Annotated in this window: 10 protein-coding genes; 9 read left to right on the forward strand and 1 reads right to left on the reverse strand. The window is 42.1% G+C overall.

Annotated features, from left to right (window positions below; all coding sequences use genetic code 11):
- Positions 1 to 154: 154 nt before the first annotated feature.
- Positions 155 to 796, reverse strand: coding sequence for a carbohydrate-binding family 9-like protein (locus I2I13_RS14455; protein WP_148365494.1), 642 nt, complete (start codon positions 794 to 796; stop codon positions 155 to 157).
- Positions 797 to 983: 187 nt separating this feature from the next.
- Between I2I13_RS14455 and I2I13_RS14460 the strand changes: the two genes are divergently transcribed.
- The 9 genes from I2I13_RS14460 (at position 984) to I2I13_RS14500 (ending at position 17,287) form a co-directional block, all read left to right on the forward strand.
- On the forward strand, positions 984 to 1,994 hold the full coding sequence (locus tag I2I13_RS14460; protein ID WP_148365493.1) for a LacI family DNA-binding transcriptional regulator: 1,011 nt from the start codon (positions 984 to 986) through the stop codon (positions 1,992 to 1,994).
- Positions 1,995 to 2,119: 125 nt separating this feature from the next.
- The gene (locus tag I2I13_RS14465; RefSeq protein ID WP_195649791.1) at positions 2,120 to 4,756 is read left to right on the forward strand and encodes a family 78 glycoside hydrolase catalytic domain; all 2,637 of its coding nucleotides are present in this window, start codon (positions 2,120 to 2,122) and stop codon (positions 4,754 to 4,756) included.
- 125 nt (positions 4,757 to 4,881) lie between these two features.
- Positions 4,882 to 7,284 carry a glycoside hydrolase family 2 protein gene (locus I2I13_RS14470; RefSeq protein ID WP_195649792.1) on the forward strand — a complete coding sequence of 801 codons (2,403 nt, stop codon included), beginning with the start codon at positions 4,882 to 4,884 and terminating at the stop codon, positions 7,282 to 7,284.
- A 5-nt stretch (positions 7,285 to 7,289) separates the two neighbouring features.
- Positions 7,290 to 8,258, forward strand: coding sequence for an ROK family protein (locus tag I2I13_RS14475; protein ID WP_195649793.1), 969 nt, complete (start codon positions 7,290 to 7,292; stop codon positions 8,256 to 8,258).
- A 5-nt stretch (positions 8,259 to 8,263) separates the two neighbouring features.
- A complete protein-coding gene (locus I2I13_RS14480) occupies positions 8,264 to 8,842 on the forward strand; it encodes an SIS domain-containing protein (protein WP_195649794.1) in 579 nt (192 codons plus the stop codon).
- A 22-nt stretch (positions 8,843 to 8,864) separates the two neighbouring features.
- Entirely contained in the window at positions 8,865 to 10,466 is a 1,602-nt protein-coding gene (locus I2I13_RS14485; RefSeq protein WP_195649795.1) for a hypothetical protein, read from the forward strand.
- A gap of 48 nt (positions 10,467 to 10,514) precedes the next feature.
- Positions 10,515 to 11,669, forward strand: coding sequence for a sugar MFS transporter (locus I2I13_RS14490; RefSeq protein ID WP_148365487.1), 1,155 nt, complete (start codon positions 10,515 to 10,517; stop codon positions 11,667 to 11,669).
- 12 nt (positions 11,670 to 11,681) lie between these two features.
- Positions 11,682 to 13,781: a glycoside hydrolase family 36 protein gene (locus I2I13_RS14495; RefSeq protein ID WP_195649796.1), complete on the forward strand. Its 2,100-nt coding sequence runs from the start codon at positions 11,682 to 11,684 to the stop codon at positions 13,779 to 13,781.
- Positions 13,778 to 17,287: an alpha-galactosidase gene (locus tag I2I13_RS14500; RefSeq protein ID WP_195649797.1), complete on the forward strand. Its 3,510-nt coding sequence runs from the start codon at positions 13,778 to 13,780 to the stop codon at positions 17,285 to 17,287. Before I2I13_RS14495 ends, I2I13_RS14500 begins: the two co-directional genes overlap by 4 nt.
- Positions 17,288 to 17,316 lie beyond the last annotated feature (29 nt).

A 17,316-nucleotide genomic window follows, 5' to 3' on the forward strand; every position in this document is an offset into this window, starting at 1 on the left:
TGTTGTCGATTTTTAAGTTCGACACAAAGGTAAAAGAGATTAGAGGTTGGGACAAGAGCCATACAGTGAGTGCTTACTATTTTATAGATGGATGACGCTTTTATAGGTAGATGATGCTCTGGTGATTTATCTTTCAATCCAGAGATTCAATTCATTATTCAAATTCCAAAGTACCGAAGAAATCAGGACGGTGAAAATCCGGCTGTTGAATCTCTATCGGATTCCATGAAAGGAAATGAGGAGTCTGCAATTCATCTCCACACTTATAGAAATTAGCTTTTATCTCCTTTTCATCAAGCGAATCGATCTGATGCTTAAAGAACACAGAATACGGAATAATAAGAGCCACTTCCCAATCCGTTTCACCGATACGTTCTGCAAAAGGCTGATTACCCAAACTAGACCAGCGTTGTACAAGAGCAGTCACTTCTTTCGGTGCATGTTCCCGGTTGTTACGGACAGGACCTGCACCCACCAAGATCGTTCCGATGCAATTGCATTCTATATTATAATAGATCCCGTCACCTGCTGGTATAGAAAAGAATTCCACGCAGGAGTCAGTCCATACAGAACCATTATCCTCCCCGTACTTGGCACGCACACTCTCCTCTTTCACTTTAAAATGTAGTAAAATTGAGTTCTGTGTGTGAGCAATTCGAAAATTCACTTTAGGTTTGTAAGGATATTCAGCCCAATTGACACACTGGATCGGCTGAAAATCTATTTTCTCTTCATCGAATAATTTAGGAAGCGAACAAGCCTCCACGTTAGCCGCACTAATTTTCTTTACTTTCATATATCTTTCGTTTGAATGATACAAATATAGTTACTTTCTTTGGTTTACACCTTATTTCCATGTTATTTTTAAACTGCAAATTATCCTATCATATTGCAATTATTAGTTAAATATACATCAAATATTATATAATGAGATATTTTTTTATATATTTGCCGTCACTTAACCGATTAAACAAATACTATTTATGAAAACATCCCTTAAAGACATAGCAGAAACCTTAAAATTATCCAAGACTACAGTCTCTTGGGTACTTTCTGGTAAAGGGGATGAAAAAGGCATTAGTCTCGCTACACAGGAAAAAGTCTTTCAATGTGCCAAGCAACTGAATTACCAACCAAACTTATTGGCCAGAAGTCTGAATACAGGCATATCAGGCACTATCGGACTAATTATACCAGACATTACAGACTCTTTCTATTCCAAAGTTGCCCGTTCTATAGAAATGGAAGCAGAAGCACAAGGCTATTCATTAATGATTTGTAGTTCTGAATCAGAAATAGAAAGAGAAAACAGGATGATTCGATTGTTCAAAGCGAAACAAGTGGACGGGATTATAGTAGCCCCCACAAAAGTTTCCAAAATTGAAATACAGAATCTAGTCAAAGAAGGCTATCCTCTAGTCTTATTCGACCGCTACTTTCCCGAAATGCAGACAAACTATATCATTATTGACAACGAAGGAAGCAGCTACGAACTGGTTAAAAGAATGATTGACAATGGAGCATCCAAGATAGCTATTATCACGACTAATCCCCATCTCCGCACAATGAATATGAGGCGAGAAGGATATGCCAGAGCTTTAATCGAGGCCAATCTACCCGTTGATCCTGATTTATACGGAGAAGTGACTTTTGTGGATTATGAAGAGAATGTTTTCAAGGCACTGGATCAGATCTTCGGCAAAGTACCTGATGTAGATGGTTTCTTTTTCACAACACACATTCTAGCTTTGGAAGCATTCCGCTACTTTTATGAAAAAGGAATCAATATAAATAATGGATATGAACTAGCTTGTATTCATGGAGTATCCGCATTCCGTGTCTTAGCCCCCAATATGAACATTGCAAGGATGCCAATAGAAGAGATTGGGAAAAATGCAGTAAGGATTCTACTTGGCGATATTAAGTATCGCCTTGAAAATTCCAATGGCAAGAAAGAAGTAGAAACACTTGTCCTGCCGTGTTCATTACCTTAATCGTCATTTTATATTTTTTCCCTGATTACTTAACCGGTTTAGTGAAAATAAATAATGATATTAAATTAACAGATGTAACAAAAGAGAAAAACACTCCTTGATTATTAACAAAAAGAAACAGGATTATGAAGTTCCAAACTAAAAATGAAAAATACATGCTGGCTTTATTAGGACTACTAGTATGGGCATGTAACAGCAACAATATTGATATTGAAAATATGCGATGTGAATACCAAGTCGCTCCGCTCGGTATTGATTCACCAGCCCCGCGTTTTACCTGGAATTACACAACCAATAATAAAAATGGAAAAGAGTTTTCTCAAGACAGTTATCAGCTATATATAGCCACTCGGGAACAAGACTTGGGAAAAACATCCGATAATAGCTGGCAATCTGACACAATTTACTCTAATACTCCTCATGCGATCTATCAAGGATCAGAAAAACTAAAAACCAGAACTCGTTATTATTGGCAAGTAATAGCATGGGATAAAACAAAGAGACATAAGATTACCTCTCCGATATCCAGTTTTGAAACAGCTCAACTCAATCAAAGTGACTGGACAGGAGCATGGATTACTGATAATCATGATAAAGATTATATGCCAGCACCCATGTTGCGCAAGTCATTTATCGCTCAAGATGAGATACAGCAAGCAAGATTATATGTAAGTGCCGCTGCATACTATAAAATGACATTGAATGGTGAATCAGTAACATCTTCACATCTCAATCCGGGTTTCACTCATTATGATAAAAGAAATCTGTATAACACATACGATGTAACTCCCCTACTGCTTAAAGGAGAAAACGTACTATCTGCAGTGCTTGGAAACGGATTTTATAATGAAGCAGCTCCTGTAGCAACATGGAGCTATGAGCAAGCCCGCTGGCGTAACCGCTCAAGAATGATCTGCGAAATGGAGATATTATATAAAAATGGAGAAAAGCAAACTATCCACTCAGATTCTACTTGGAAAGCGACTACCGGTCCTTATATACAAAACAATATTTATAGTGGCGATACGTATGATGCGCGTCTTGCAATTGCCGGATGGAATAAACCGGGTTTTGATGACTCTAAATGGACAAATGCAATTCAGGTAGCTGCCCCTTCTCCCCTACTAGTATCACAAAACATGCCTGCCATTGAAACGGAACAATTTATCACTCCAATCAATATGCGTTCTTTTGGTGATACAGTCTATGTATACGATTTTGGAGTTAATATGTCAGGCGTCTGTACTCTTTCTGTTAATGGCGAGAAAGGCACTAAAGTCAGTATGCAACACGGCGAATTGCTAAAAAATAACGGACGCTTGGAAATGCGCAACTTAGATATTTACTACAAACCACTACCTGGCCTCGCTTTTCAAACAGACACTTATATATTGGACGGAAAACAAGGTACATTCACTCCAGATTTTACATACCATGGATTTCAATATGTAGAAGTTCGTTCAGACCGTCCTGTGAAACTTACCAAAGAGAGCTTAACCGCACAATTCATACATACGGCTGTTCCTCCTGTTGGCAAATTCAGTTGTTCAAATGAACTATTAAATAAAATATGGAAAGCTGCTAATCAATCATACTTATCAAATCTGATGAGTATCCCGACTGACTGTCCCCAACGAGAGAAAAATGGATGGACTGCCGATGCACACATAACAATGGATTTAGGATTATTAAACTTCGATGGCATTACTTTCTATGAAAAATGGCTGGATGATATGATTGATAATCAAAATGAAGAAGGACGTATATCGGGAATCATTCCGAGTTCCGGATGGGGCTATGACGACTGGATAGGTCCTGTATGGGATGCTGCCATGTTTATCGTACCTATGGCAATTTACCACTATTATGGAGATACAAGAAGCATCGAGAAACTATGGCCTGTATGTACTAAATACCTTAATTACCTTGCAGGACGCGAAGATGTGGAAGGAACTGTAACTTACGGAATTGGTGACTGGGTATTCCATAAGACACAAACCCCTACAGAATTCACCACTACCTGTTATTATTATTTAGACAATCTGTATATGGCTAAATTTGCAGAGCTCATAGGAAAAGATGGCAGTAGTTATACAAAGAAAGCAGAAGAATTGAAATTGCTTATCAATCACAAATACTTCGATACATCCAAAGCTATTTATGCCAATGGATCGCAAGCGGCACAAGGAGTCGCCTTATACCTTGGAATCGTTCCTAAAGAATACGAACAGCAGGTTGCAGATAATCTTTCTACAATGATAAAAGCCAATAATAATCTGCTCGATTTTGGAGTTTTAGGCAGTAAAACAGTCCTGCGGATGCTTTCCAAATATGGATATGCTGACTTAGCATACCAGATGGCCACACAAGAAGAAGCTCCATCTTGGGGTAACTGGATAAAACAAGGTTTCACTACACTGGCAGAAACATGGATACTTTCACCGGAGTTTAGAGACGCCTCTGTAAATCACATGTTTCTTGGAGACATTAATGCATGGATGTACAATGTATTGGCAGGCATTAATTATGATGAACAGGAACCCGGATTCAAACATATTCTTATCCAACCTCATTTCGTAAAAGGTCTTGACTGGGTAAAAGCCGAATATAAATCTGTAAATGGAATCATCCGTTCTGAATGGGAACGTAAAGAAGAACAGGTGATTCTCAAAGTCACGATCCCAGTCAATACGAATGCAACAATAGAATGTAATGGTAGAAAGATAGATTTAGGGTCAGGAGAACATCAACTCACGTTTTAATGGAAATAAAAGAAAGGAGGTTTTAATACAGATATACACAAAGAAGTAAAAATGAGACCGTTATGTAATACTATAAAAATACAGCACTAGTTACTTTGTCACACCATCAATTAAATCTATTAACAATGAATAAAATCAGTACACTACTATTTTTGATATTTCTCACTTGTACAAGTGGTGTTTTTGCCGATTCCGGTAATTCCATCTCCTTAAATGGAACATGGGAACTCTCTTATTGGATGCAACCTGAAGAACCTATAACTTCGCCCAAGGACATGCAACTCGCTGAAGTAAAGCATCTACCAGCCCAAGTCCCCGGTAATGTAGAACTGGACCTAATGGCTGCCAACTTAATCAAAGATCCGATGATTGGCAGTAATGTAAATGAATTACGCAAATGGGAAGGCTATCAATGGTGTTATTCCAAATCATTCGTAGCGCCACAACTAAAATCAGGGCAACAATATCAACTCTTTTTTGCCGGAATAGACTGTCTGGCCGATATATGGCTGAATGGAAAGCACATTGGCAAAGCAGAAAATATGATGATTGAACATGCTTTTGATGTAACTAAGGAAATAAAAGCAGGAGAAAGTAATCAACTCCAAGTGATACTCCGTTCATCTGTTATCGAAGGACAAAAACATCTGTTAGGGACATTCAGTATTGGAAACTTCCCGTCTGAAGAATCCGTATTCATCAGAAAAGCTCCCCACACCTATGGATGGGACATTCTGCCACGATTAGTCAGTGCAGGTTTGTGGAGAGATGTAGAATTACGCGTATTGAATTCGGCACGTCTCACAGATGTTCACTATATGGTCGCCAATGTAGACACTGCTACCAGAAATGTACGCTTATATACTGATGTACAAGTAAAACTACCTTTCGAAAAGTTCGACAAAGTGAAAGCCGTATATACATTAAGTCGCCATGGGAAAGAAATATATAAAGGAAGCTCTGTTGTCGTTTCCCCAGCATTCCGATATATAATGGAAATCAAGAATGCTGATTTATGGTGGCCAAGAGGATATGGAGAACCGGCTTTATATGATGCAAAAGTAGAGTTAGTAGATTCTGACGGCACTATTTTATCAACAGATAATAAACAGGTAGGTCTCCGCACGATTCAACTAGAGATTACAGACATCAACCTCCCACCGGATCATCCGGGTAAGTTCTGTTTCATTGTCAATGGAGAACCTATTTTTATCCACGGAACCAATTGGGTGCCCATGGATGCACTCCATAGCCGGGATCATTCTTTCGTAGACGAATCTATCCGCATGGCTGTAGAATTAAACTGCAATATGATACGTTGTTGGGGTGGCAACGTGTATGAAGATCATCATTTCTTTGATTTATGCGATGAAAACGGCATTATGGTATGGCAGGATTTTACAATGGGATGCACTTTCTATCCTCAACGCAGCTCATTTACACAAGCATTGGAAAAAGAAGCCATTTCCGTTGTGTGCAAATTACGCAATCATCCATCACTCGTCTTATGGTCAGGAAATAATGAAGACGATTGTGCACTGCGCTGGTCTTTGCAACCATTTAATATTAATCCGAATCTGGATGTAGTGAGCCGTAAGGTCCTTCCGGCAGTTATTTATGAGTTTGATCCTACCCGCCCTTATCTTCCTAGCTCTCCTTACTACAGCCAAGCGGTATATGAAAGAGGAAGTGCTGACCAATATTTACCGGAAAACCATTTATGGGGTCCCAGAGGATATTACAAAGACAAATTCTATACGGATGCTACCTGCTGCTTTGTCAGTGAAATCGGCTATCACGGCTGCCCTAATTTAGAAAGTCTCCAGAAAATGATGACGAAAGATGCCGTATATCCCTGGACAAAAAATCATGAATGGAATGATGAATGGGTTACCAAATCTGTTCGTAGATTCCCAGAATGGGGAAAGACATTCGATCGCAATAATCTTATGATTAATCAGGTACGTTTACTTTTTGGTGAAGTTCCCTCCAAACTGGATGATTTTATATTCGCTTCTCAATCCGTACAGGCAGAAGCTATGAAATATTTTATAGAAATGTGGCGTGGAAAGAAGTTTGAGGACAAGACTGGTATTATCTGGTGGAACCTGCGGGATGGATGGCCGGTGATCTCTGATGCGATTGTTGACTACTACAATTCAAAGAAGATGGCATATTATTTCATCAAGAATGTTCAACAGGATGTTTGCGTACTAATCAATGATGCGGAAGGCGGAAATTACCCACTGATAGGAACGAATGACACACGCAACGTACAAAGTGGTAATGTAACGGTAACAGATGCATCCTCGGGACGTAAAATCTATGAGAGCACTTTCCGTATTCCAGCCAATCAAAAGGTCAGAATAGCCTCACTACCGGAAGAAAGCGGTCAGGGAATCTATCTGATCCAATACCAGATCGGTAATCAGAAATTCATGAATCATTACCTATACGGCAAGGCACCTTTCAACCTGAAAGAATACAAGCGACTGTTACAAAAAACCGGATTATACGCTAAAAAATAATATTTATGAAAGAGAACTTGTTAGGAATTGACGTAGGAGGCACCAAATGCGCCATCATCTACGGTATCAAAGAAAACGACGAGCTACATATCATCGACAAAAAGAAATTTGATACGACCACAGTCGACGAAACAATAGCCAGAATTCTCTGTGAAACCGAAAAGATGATGAACCTTCACCAGCTAACCCCTACTAACACAAAAGCGATTGGAATCTGTTGCGGAGGTCCTCTCAACAGTGAAACAGGCATTGTGATGTCTCCCCCTAACCTACCGGGATGGGACAACATCCCCATTGTGGCAATGGTGAAAAAAAAGACGGGCATTAAAACCAGTCTACACAATGATGCCAATGCCTGTGCTTTGGCCGAATGGAAGTTCGGGGCAGGAAAAGGAACTAAGAATATGGTCTTTCTCACATTCGGTACGGGACTGGGAGCAGGATTAATATTAAATGGCAAACTGTATACAGGCACCAATGACAATGCCGGAGAACTGGGACACATCCGCCTGTCGGATTTCGGTCCGGTAGGTTACGGTAAAAAGGGCTCTTTTGAGGGATTTGCCAGCGGTGGAGGTATTGCTCAACTCTCCAAAATGTATGTGATGGAGAAATTGCAGACCGGACAGAAAGTTGAATGGTGTACCTTACAGGAACTAGATCAGCTTACTGCCCGAAAAGTGGCTGAAGAAGCTGCCAAAGGTGATAAATTAGCCCAAAGCATATATGAGACGTCTGCCATTTATCTGGGAAAAGGATTATCCATAGTAATCGACATCTTGAATCCGGAAGTCATTGTGATAGGTGGCATCTATACTCGGAATAAAAATATGATGGAACCCATCATGCAAAAGATAATCGATCAGGAGGCATTATCCTGTGCAAACAGAGTATGTAAAGTGAAACCAGCCGCTTTGGGAGAGCAGATAGGAGATTATGCAGCTCTTTCTGTAGCCGCGAACTTAACCGATTAACTATTATGAAAGAGCTTATTGAAACAACACTGGAAGAGGCTCGGCAAACGTTGGAGAGCTTTCTTGAGGAAACAACAACAGTCGGGGTTATTTCACAGGCAGCCTCTACCTGCGCCGAAGCATTAAAAGCCGGAAATAAGATTATCAGCTGCGGTAATGGAGGTTCCTTATGTGACGCCACCCACTTTGCAGAAGAACTAACCGGACGTTACCGCAACAACCGCATCCCGCTACCGGCAATTGCAATCAATGACCCGGCTTACATGACCTGTGTGGGAAATGATTTTTCGTTCAACGAGATCTTCTCCCGCTATATAGAAGCTATGGGATGTAAGGGAGATGTATTATTGGCCATCAGCACAAGCGGGCATTCCAAGAACATACTGAAAGCTGCCGTACAAGCACACAACAATGGAATGAAAGTGATAGCGCTGACTTCAAAAGGAGAGAATGAACTGTCACGACTAGCAGACATTGCAGTCTGCGCCCCACGAGCAGCACATTCTGACAGAATACAAGAAATTCACATCAAAGTTATCCACATTCTGATTCAGGCAATTGAGGCAGAATTAGGCTTTGAATAATAACCTACTAAATTTAATCAATATGGCAATGAAAATGACACATATCAGTAAAACTCTATTGAGCATTGTTTGCACACTTTGGGGAATGTCCGCCTGCTCGGATGATTATAACAAATATGACGATTGTCCGGCTTGCAACTATTATCCTGTTGCAGTAGGGAATTCAACAGGAACTCCGGTTCATGCTATCGGTGTCGAGATGGATCCGCACTTCTTCTCACAAAACATCACCCGCAATGATGGTTCAAAGGCTGAAGATTGGGAAAATATAGTTGTACAACGGGTAAAGAAAATGAAAGTACAGCAATTCCGAATCATGATGCAGCCACAATGGTGGGAACCCTCCAATGACAACAACGATCCTAATGTCGCGGATATGAGCAAATTCACTTTTGATTCGGAAGAAATGCAGTCTGTATATAAAGTATTGGATCTGGCCCAGGAGAATAATATCGGAGTGACATTAGTCGTATGGGGAGCCATTACCAATATCGACTTACTATCAGGCATTAACAATGGTCAAAAGCATTTCTTGTGTGATGCACGAAGTTATAACGTTAATCCGGGTTGGATTGCCGGTATAGATAACTATGAAGAATTTGCAGAAAACTTCTCCACAATGGTGAAATACCTGATTGAAGAAAAGCATTATACCTGTATCAATCAAATTACCCCATTCAACGAGCCTGACAGTCATATACCAGGTTACGGCCGCATCATGTGGCAAGGTGATTTTGAAACCATGGGTTGGCAGGACACCTACGCCCCCATGGTGAAAGCACTGGATGCCAAGTTTAAAGCAGATGGAATACGCAGTAAGGTACACTTCAACCTTTCTGACAATACAGACGGTACACCCGGATATATCGCTGCCTGTGTTTCCGCTTTCACAAACGATGAAGCCGACCTGTATAACTCTCATGTATACAAGTTTGACTACAACACCCCTAATTCGACTCTCGTAAATTGGGAACGTCAAAATATAGCTTCTGCAGGAGGTAAAAGACATTTTGTTGGAGAATTCGGTTTCCCTGGATACGGAAGCGCCCGCCAATATGGTATAGACACATATACGCGAGGGGTACAGCTAATCCGCATTGCTCTGAACTACCTGAATGCCGGTGCTTGCGGAGTAAGCTACTGGAGTCTGATCGATCAATATTATAACCGCAATGCCTCCTATTCGGAAATGCAGCAACTCGGTTTATGGAAATATCTAAAATCCGCTTATACCGAAGATCCTGATGTATATGCCAAAATCAAGGAAGACTACGAGGTACGTCCTCAGTACTATGCATATAGTCTATTGACACGTTTTGTCCGTCAGGGCGACGAAGTATATCCATTGGATCTCGGCGACGAGTTGATAGTCGGAAGTGCTTTTCTCAACACAGAGGGAAAATGGACGTATGTACTTTCCAACGCTACAGACAAAGACAAGATGATACAGTTGGAAAATGATAAAGAAGGTGCCAATGGAGAATACAATGTCTACAAATATATGGAAGGACGCCTACCGGAAGGTGATAATCTTATAGAATCAACAGAAACGGTCAACACGCAAGAGAATAACCTAAAACTTAAATTATCTCGTTCATCAATCAGGGTATTAGTACAAAAATAGAAGTATATATACCCACCAACCAAGTAATTTATCATCAAAAGTACGCGAATGAAAAAAGAAATATCCATAGTAAAAATGCTCTCCGTCATGTTCGGATTCTTCGTTATGGGATTTGTTGACATTGTCGGAATAACCACGAGCTATGTGAAGAATGATTTCAGCCATCTCACCGATACGATGGTTAATCTCATCTCTCTATCCTGTTTCTTGTGGTTCCTGGTGCTTTCTATTCCCACCGGAATGTTAATGAATCGCATCGGACGCAAGAAAACCGTACTACTTAGCTTCGCATTCCATGTATTAGCCATGTGCCTTCCACTCGTTGCATACGACTTTACCGCCATATTAATCGCATTTGCCTTGATAGGTATCGGTAACACTCTATTGCAAGTTTCACTCAATCCATTAGTAACAGACGTCGTTGCAAACGATAAGTTGACAGGTACATTAACCCTAGGGCAATTTGTCAAAGCAGTCAGTTCATTCCTCGGTCCTATCCTGGCAGCTTGGGTGACTGGTAGTTTTTTCGGATGGAAAATGATATTCCCCATTTATGCCGGACTGTCACTGCTCGCTTTGATATGGCTATGGCTTACGCCTATACAAGAAAAACAACAGGAACGGAAGAACATTTCTTTCAAAGTCACTCTTGAATTATTCAAAGACAAATACATCCTTGCTTTCTTTATCGGTATTCTCGTGCTGGTAGGTGTAGACGTAGGTATCAATATGACTTTCCCTAAATTCCTGATGGAACGTTGCGATCTACCACTGACAGATGCAGGAATGGGAAATAGTGTGTATTTCTTCGCCCGCACTGTAGGAGCCTTTTTGGGTGGTCTCCTACTGATGAAATATTCAGAAAGTAAATTCTATATTTATAGCGTCTGGATAGCTCTCGCAGGATTGATACTGATGACCATTAGCACTAATCTCTGGTTTATCCTCGGATGTGTAGCAGTTTTCGGGATAGGATATGCCAATCTGTTTTCCATCATCTTCTCTCTGTCTTTGAAACGTGTTCCCGAGAAAGCGAACGAAGTATCTGCACTTCTTATCGTCGGTGTATCCGGCGGTGCCGTCCTCCCGCCTATTTTAGGAGTAATCACTGATTCATTCCACAGTCAGTTATCTGCAATTATAGTACTTGCCATTGTATGGTGCTATCTGATCGGAATAATGAGAAAAGTAAAAACCACATAAACCTATATTCTAATGAAACATTTCAAGAAAATCGAATCGAAATTCCTGTTCTCATTACTGATTATGAGTGTGTGGAGCATCATAGCCGTGGGTCAGACGACGGCTAAAATCTCCAAACACATTCCTGAAATCGAAAAATGGATTCAGAAACAATTCGCTAAAGGAAAGACACCTCCGTTCTCGTTTATATGTGACGGGAAACCTTCCGCAGAATTTATCCGCCAATGGGACTATTCCCAGCAAAAGATAGAATCCGAAGAAGCGGATGTGATAAAGTATCTCTTTACCTACTACAATCCTACCAACGGACTGAAAGTAGAATGTACCGTAAAAGGCTATCCCAGTTATCAGGCTGCCGAATGGGTATTGAACTTCACCAACAAAGGCACGAGCAACTCTCCCACTCTGGAACAAGTGAAAGTGGTGGACCTTGCCATGCAATACGCTTCTAAAGGAGAATTCAAGTTACACTATGCAGACGGAAACCATATCTCCAAATATGATTTCCATCCACGTTCAGTTACTCTGGCAACGGGTGAAACCAAACAGATGTCTCCACAAGGAGGACGCTCTTCAGAAGGGGACTATCTTCCTTTCTTCAACATTGAATCACCTGCCGGACAGGGAGTCATATTAGGAGTAGGCTGGTCGGGCACCTGGTATGCAGATGTATGCGCACAAGATAATCGTACAATATCCATGGCTTCGGGAATGAAAACCATGAAATTATACTTACGTCCACAGGAAACAATTCGTACCCCAAGTATCAGTCTGATGTTTTGGGAAAATATCGACCGGATGGCAGGACACAATAAATTCCGCCGTTTTGTCCTGGCACACAAGTCACGGAAAATCAACGGAAAATTTGCCGAATATCCTCTTTCCAGCGGATTCAACTATCGGGACCCCGCACCTTGTACGGAATACTCATGCCTGACAGCCGATTATGCCATTGCCATGGTGAAACGTTACATACAGTTCGGATTGAAGCCCGAAGTATTCTGGCTGGATGCTGGATGGAACACCGATGCTGCAGACTTCGAACATGGCAAGACCTGGGCCAACACAGCCGGTAACTGGACTGTAGATACATTGCGCTTCCCCAAAGGACTTCGTCCTGTAGCCGACGAAATACACAAAGTAGGAGCTAAATTCATGGTCTGGTTCGAACCCGAGCGTGTCATCCGTGGTACCCAATGGGCGGTAGAACATCCCGACTGGATGCTCGACATTCCCGAACACAACAATGACACCTACCTACTGTTCGATCTGGGAAATCCGGAAGCCTGCCGCTGGATGAGTAAATATATAGGCGATATGCTCGAAGAAAACGGCATAGACTATTACCGTCAGGATTTCAATATGCAGCCGGATATCTACTGGGCAGCCAACGATGAGCCCGGACGTACAGGAATGAAAGAGATACGCCATATCGAAGGACTATACTACTTCTGGGATTATCTGCTGAACCGATTCCCGAACCTGCTCATAGACAACTGTGCCAGTGGGGGACGACGTATTGACTGGGAAACAATCGGCCGAAGCGCACCACTATGGAGGAGTGATTATTATCATTACGACGATCCGGACGGCTACCAATGTCACACGTATGGCCTGAATTTCTTCCTGCCTTTACATGGAACAGGTAGTTTACAGACCGATCCGTATTCTTTCCGCTCAAGCATCAGCACTGCTTTGATTTATAACTGGAAAATAACCGATAAAAATGCCTCCGTTTACGAAATGCAACGTTGTCTGAAAGAATTCCACGAAATCAGACCTTACTATTACGAAGATTATTACCCACTGACGGGTACAGAAGACATGACGCGGGATGATATCTGGCTAGCCTATCAAATGCATCGTCCGTCGGACGACAGTGGTATTATCGTTGCTTTCCGCAGAACCGCCTCCAAAGATAAACAAATCACCGTCAGACTTTCAGGAGTGGATCCGGAAAAATACTATACAGTGACAGACATGGATAGCCGACAGAGCAAAATCTATCAGGGAAAAGAACTGACCAGTCAGTTGCCACTGATCCTCGAAAAGCCACATAGTTCCTTATTACTAAAATATAAAGTTACCAACGAAAAACCGAATAAAGAATGAAAAAAAGAATACTATATTATCTATTCATTCTGCTTCTGTTCCCTCATAATGGAACAGGACAGACGGTAACCCGCATGAGCGACCGCCCAGTAAACACCAGCCAATGGATAACCACCCACTTTGCCCGCGGTGTGGTCCCTCCTTTCTCTTTCGAATATGGAGGTAAACCTTCACAGGAATTTATCAAAAGCTGGTCTTATACGGCTACGCGTCAGAAAAGTGACGATCCTAAGGTTCTGAAATACCTTTATACTTATCGTGAACCATCCGGAGGATTAAAAGTAGAATGTGAAGTGAAAGGCTTTACCGACTTCAATACGGTGGAATGGGTACTCCGTTTCACCAACCAGGAAAAGAAAAATACGCCGGAGATTGCCAACGTAAAAGTGTCTGATATCACATTCCGCTACCAGCATCCGGGAGCATTCAACCTTCATCATTCCGAAGGCAGCCATGCATCCAAATCAGATTTCAGCCAGCAACTTACAATCTTGTCTCCGGGTGATAATCTTTATATGAGACCGGAAGGTGGACGCTCTTCACAAATGCGTATGCCATTCTTCAATATTGAATCTCCGGCCAATCAAGGAGTTATCGTAGCCATCGGATGGACAGGAACCTGGTTTGCCGATGTGCGTTGTGCAGACCAGCAAAGCGTAGCGCTTACCTCCGGAATTGAACGTTTGAAAACCTATCTGTATCCGGAAGAGAGCATCCGCACTTCCAGTGTATGCCTGTCATTCTGGAACGGTTCCGACCGAATGAAAGGACACAACCAGTTCCGCCGTTTCGTGCAAGCCCACCACACTTGGAAAGTAGATGGTAAACCGACCGTATATCCAATATCGACCAGTTTCAACTACGGTGATCCTACTCCCTGTAATGAATATACCTGCCTGACTACAGATTATGCCATTGCTATGGTGAAACGGTATGAACAATTCAAATTAGTACCCGAAGTATTCTGGCTGGATGCCGGATGGTACAATCACTCGGCAGATGTAGCCAATCATAAGAATTGGGCGAACACCGTAGGAAACTGGACCGTCGACTCTATTCGTTTCCCCGAAGGGTTACGCCCCATCGCCGACGAAGTACATAGAGTTGGTTCCAAGTTCATGGTATGGTTTGAACCGGAGCGTGTTATGAAAGGCTCAGCTTGGGCACTGCAACACCCTCAATGGATGTTGGATGCCAGAGGAAAAGCCAAACAGGAAGACTGGACAAAAGATGGTGAGCACGACTCTTATCTATTCAATCTCGGAAATCCGGAGGCATGTCGATGGATGAGTAAATATATCGGAGACTTCCTCGAGGAAAATGGCATAGACTACTACCGCCAGGATTTCAATATAGAGCCGGAGGGTTTCTGGGCTGCCAATGATGAACCTGGCAGACAAGGTATCTGCGAAATCCGATACATTGAAGGACTTTATTCTTTCTGGGAATATCTGCTGAACCGCTTTCCGGGCTTGCTGGTTGATAATTGTGCCAGTGGCGGACGCCGTATTGACCTCGAAAGTATCTCACGCAGTGCACCGATGTGGAGAACAGACTACAGTTATGGAGAACCAATCGGTTATCAATGTCATACCTACGGATTGAACTTATACCTTCCCCTGCATGGTACAGGAACTGTGAGTGCCGATAAATTCACTTTCCGTTCCAGCCTCGGAACCTCTATTATCTACAACTGGAAAATAACTGAAGCCGGACAATCCATCTATGATATGCGCGACCGCCAGGCAGAGTTCAAAGAACTCCGTCCCTATTTCTATGAAGATTACTATCCGTTGAGTGGAATAAACAACATTACCTCAGAAAATATCTGGCTAGCATACCAACTTTATCGCCCGTCGGATGACAGCGGATACATCGTAGCTTTCCGCCGCAAAGACAATCCGGACAAGAGCTATACTGTCAATTTATCAGGACTACACCCTGACCACACTTATATACTCACCAATAAAGATACAGGAGAGGCTATAAAGAAAACCGGTAAAGAACTGGCTAACGGCTTCACGCTGACACTGGATAACCCGCAAAGTAGTCTGATAATCAAATACCAAAGTTCAACAACTGCCATACAGAAACTTTCTGTAGGAAAGAAAACCGGTGTAAACCTCCGTGCTATAGGTGCAGAACTAGATCCCCACTTCCTCTCACAAAATGTGACCCGCAATGATGGAGCCAAAGCTGAAGACTGGGATCGCATCGTTGTGAAGCGTGTCAAAGAAATGGGACTGCAAAGCTTACGGGTGATGGTGATGCCACAATGGTATGAACCAAAGAATGACAATCCGGACGCATCCAAAATCGAGTGGCATAATTTCACATTCGACTCTTTAGAAATGCAATCACTCTACAAAGTATTGGATATGGCACAAGAACAGAAAATGGAAGTCACCCTTGTACTTTGGGGAGCCCCTCCGGGACATTTCCTGGCCGAAGGGAATTATGGTAACTGGGTAGTAGCCCCGACTAACTATGAAGAATGGAGCGAGAACTTTTCTGCACTTGTACAACACCTGCTCAACAACAAAAAATACACGTGCGTCAAAGAGATTACTCCGATCAACGAACCAGATTGGTCATATATCATCAAAGGTAAAGCTGCTCCCACCGCCGACTATATTGAAATGTGTAAAGTACTCGACAGACGTTTCAAAGAGGATGGAATACGAAATAAAGTACATTTCAGTCTTTCTGACAATTCGGACGGAGGTACAGGAACGCATAAATATCTGGCAGCCTGCACGAAAGGACTGGCGAACGTTGCTGACGTATTCAACTCCCACACCTATATCTTCGGCTACGAAACTCCGAACTCCACAATTCTGGATTGGGAAAAACAAAACTCTCAATTGGCCGCTTCAGTTGGAAAAGCCCATTTCATCGGTGAATTCGGAGGTAATCAATGCGTAGGTGCCACCAGACAAAAAGATATCGACTTGTATGAACGAGGAGTACTCATGACACGCATAGTCATCAATCTACTCAATGCAGGAGCAAGCGGTGTTAGTTATTGGAGCCTGATAGACCAATACTACGGTAAAGATGCAGACTACGGAGCAATGCAGCAACTGGGTTTATGGAAGTATGTAAAAAAGACATACGCTTCGGAGCCATACTACAACGATATCAAAAGTGATTACGAGGTACGCCCGCAGTACTATGCCTATTCTCTGTTGACACGTTTCATACGCCCGGGAGCTGAAATCTATCCGATAGCAACACCGGAGGAATGGTATGCAGGAACTGCCGTCCGGAACACAAACGGCAAATGGGTGTATGTCTTTGCTAACGGAATGGATCAGGAGAAAACAATAAGCCTCATCAACAAACATGCGCAAACCAATGGGAATTACAAGGTTTACCGGTATACCAAAGACAGTCTGCCTGTTACAGACCAAATGCTGCCTCCGGATGCCGAACCTCTAAAGGTAAAAGATGAAATTCAATGCTCTATACCACCTCATTCAGTGGTTGTCTTAAAACAAGAATAACGATGTACTCTATTTATTCATTAAACAAA

Source organism: Bacteroides sp. D55t1_190419_B8 (genome assembly GCF_015558905.1).
GTDB classification, from domain to species: Bacteria; Bacteroidota; Bacteroidia; order Bacteroidales; family Bacteroidaceae; genus Bacteroides; species Bacteroides vicugnae.

Excerpts from the sequence above, each read along its gene's own strand:
- I2I13_RS14455 (WP_148365494.1), bottom strand. The coding sequence starts at position 796 with ATGAAAGTAAAGAAAATTAGTGCGGCTAACGTGGAGGCTTGTTCGCTT.
- I2I13_RS14460 (WP_148365493.1), top strand. The coding sequence starts at position 984 with ATGAAAACATCCCTTAAAGACATAGCAGAAACCTTAAAATTATCCAAG.
- I2I13_RS14465 (WP_195649791.1), top strand. The coding sequence starts at position 2,120 with ATGAAGTTCCAAACTAAAAATGAAAAATACATGCTGGCTTTATTAGGA.
- I2I13_RS14470 (WP_195649792.1), top strand. The coding sequence starts at position 4,882 with ATGAATAAAATCAGTACACTACTATTTTTGATATTTCTCACTTGTACA.
- I2I13_RS14475 (WP_195649793.1), top strand. The coding sequence starts at position 7,290 with ATGAAAGAGAACTTGTTAGGAATTGACGTAGGAGGCACCAAATGCGCC.
- I2I13_RS14480 (WP_195649794.1), top strand. The coding sequence starts at position 8,264 with ATGAAAGAGCTTATTGAAACAACACTGGAAGAGGCTCGGCAAACGTTG.
- I2I13_RS14485 (WP_195649795.1), top strand. The coding sequence starts at position 8,865 with ATGGCAATGAAAATGACACATATCAGTAAAACTCTATTGAGCATTGTT.
- I2I13_RS14490 (WP_148365487.1), top strand. The coding sequence starts at position 10,515 with ATGAAAAAAGAAATATCCATAGTAAAAATGCTCTCCGTCATGTTCGGA.
- I2I13_RS14495 (WP_195649796.1), top strand. The coding sequence starts at position 11,682 with ATGAAACATTTCAAGAAAATCGAATCGAAATTCCTGTTCTCATTACTG.
- I2I13_RS14500 (WP_195649797.1), top strand. The coding sequence starts at position 13,778 with ATGAAAAAAAGAATACTATATTATCTATTCATTCTGCTTCTGTTCCCT.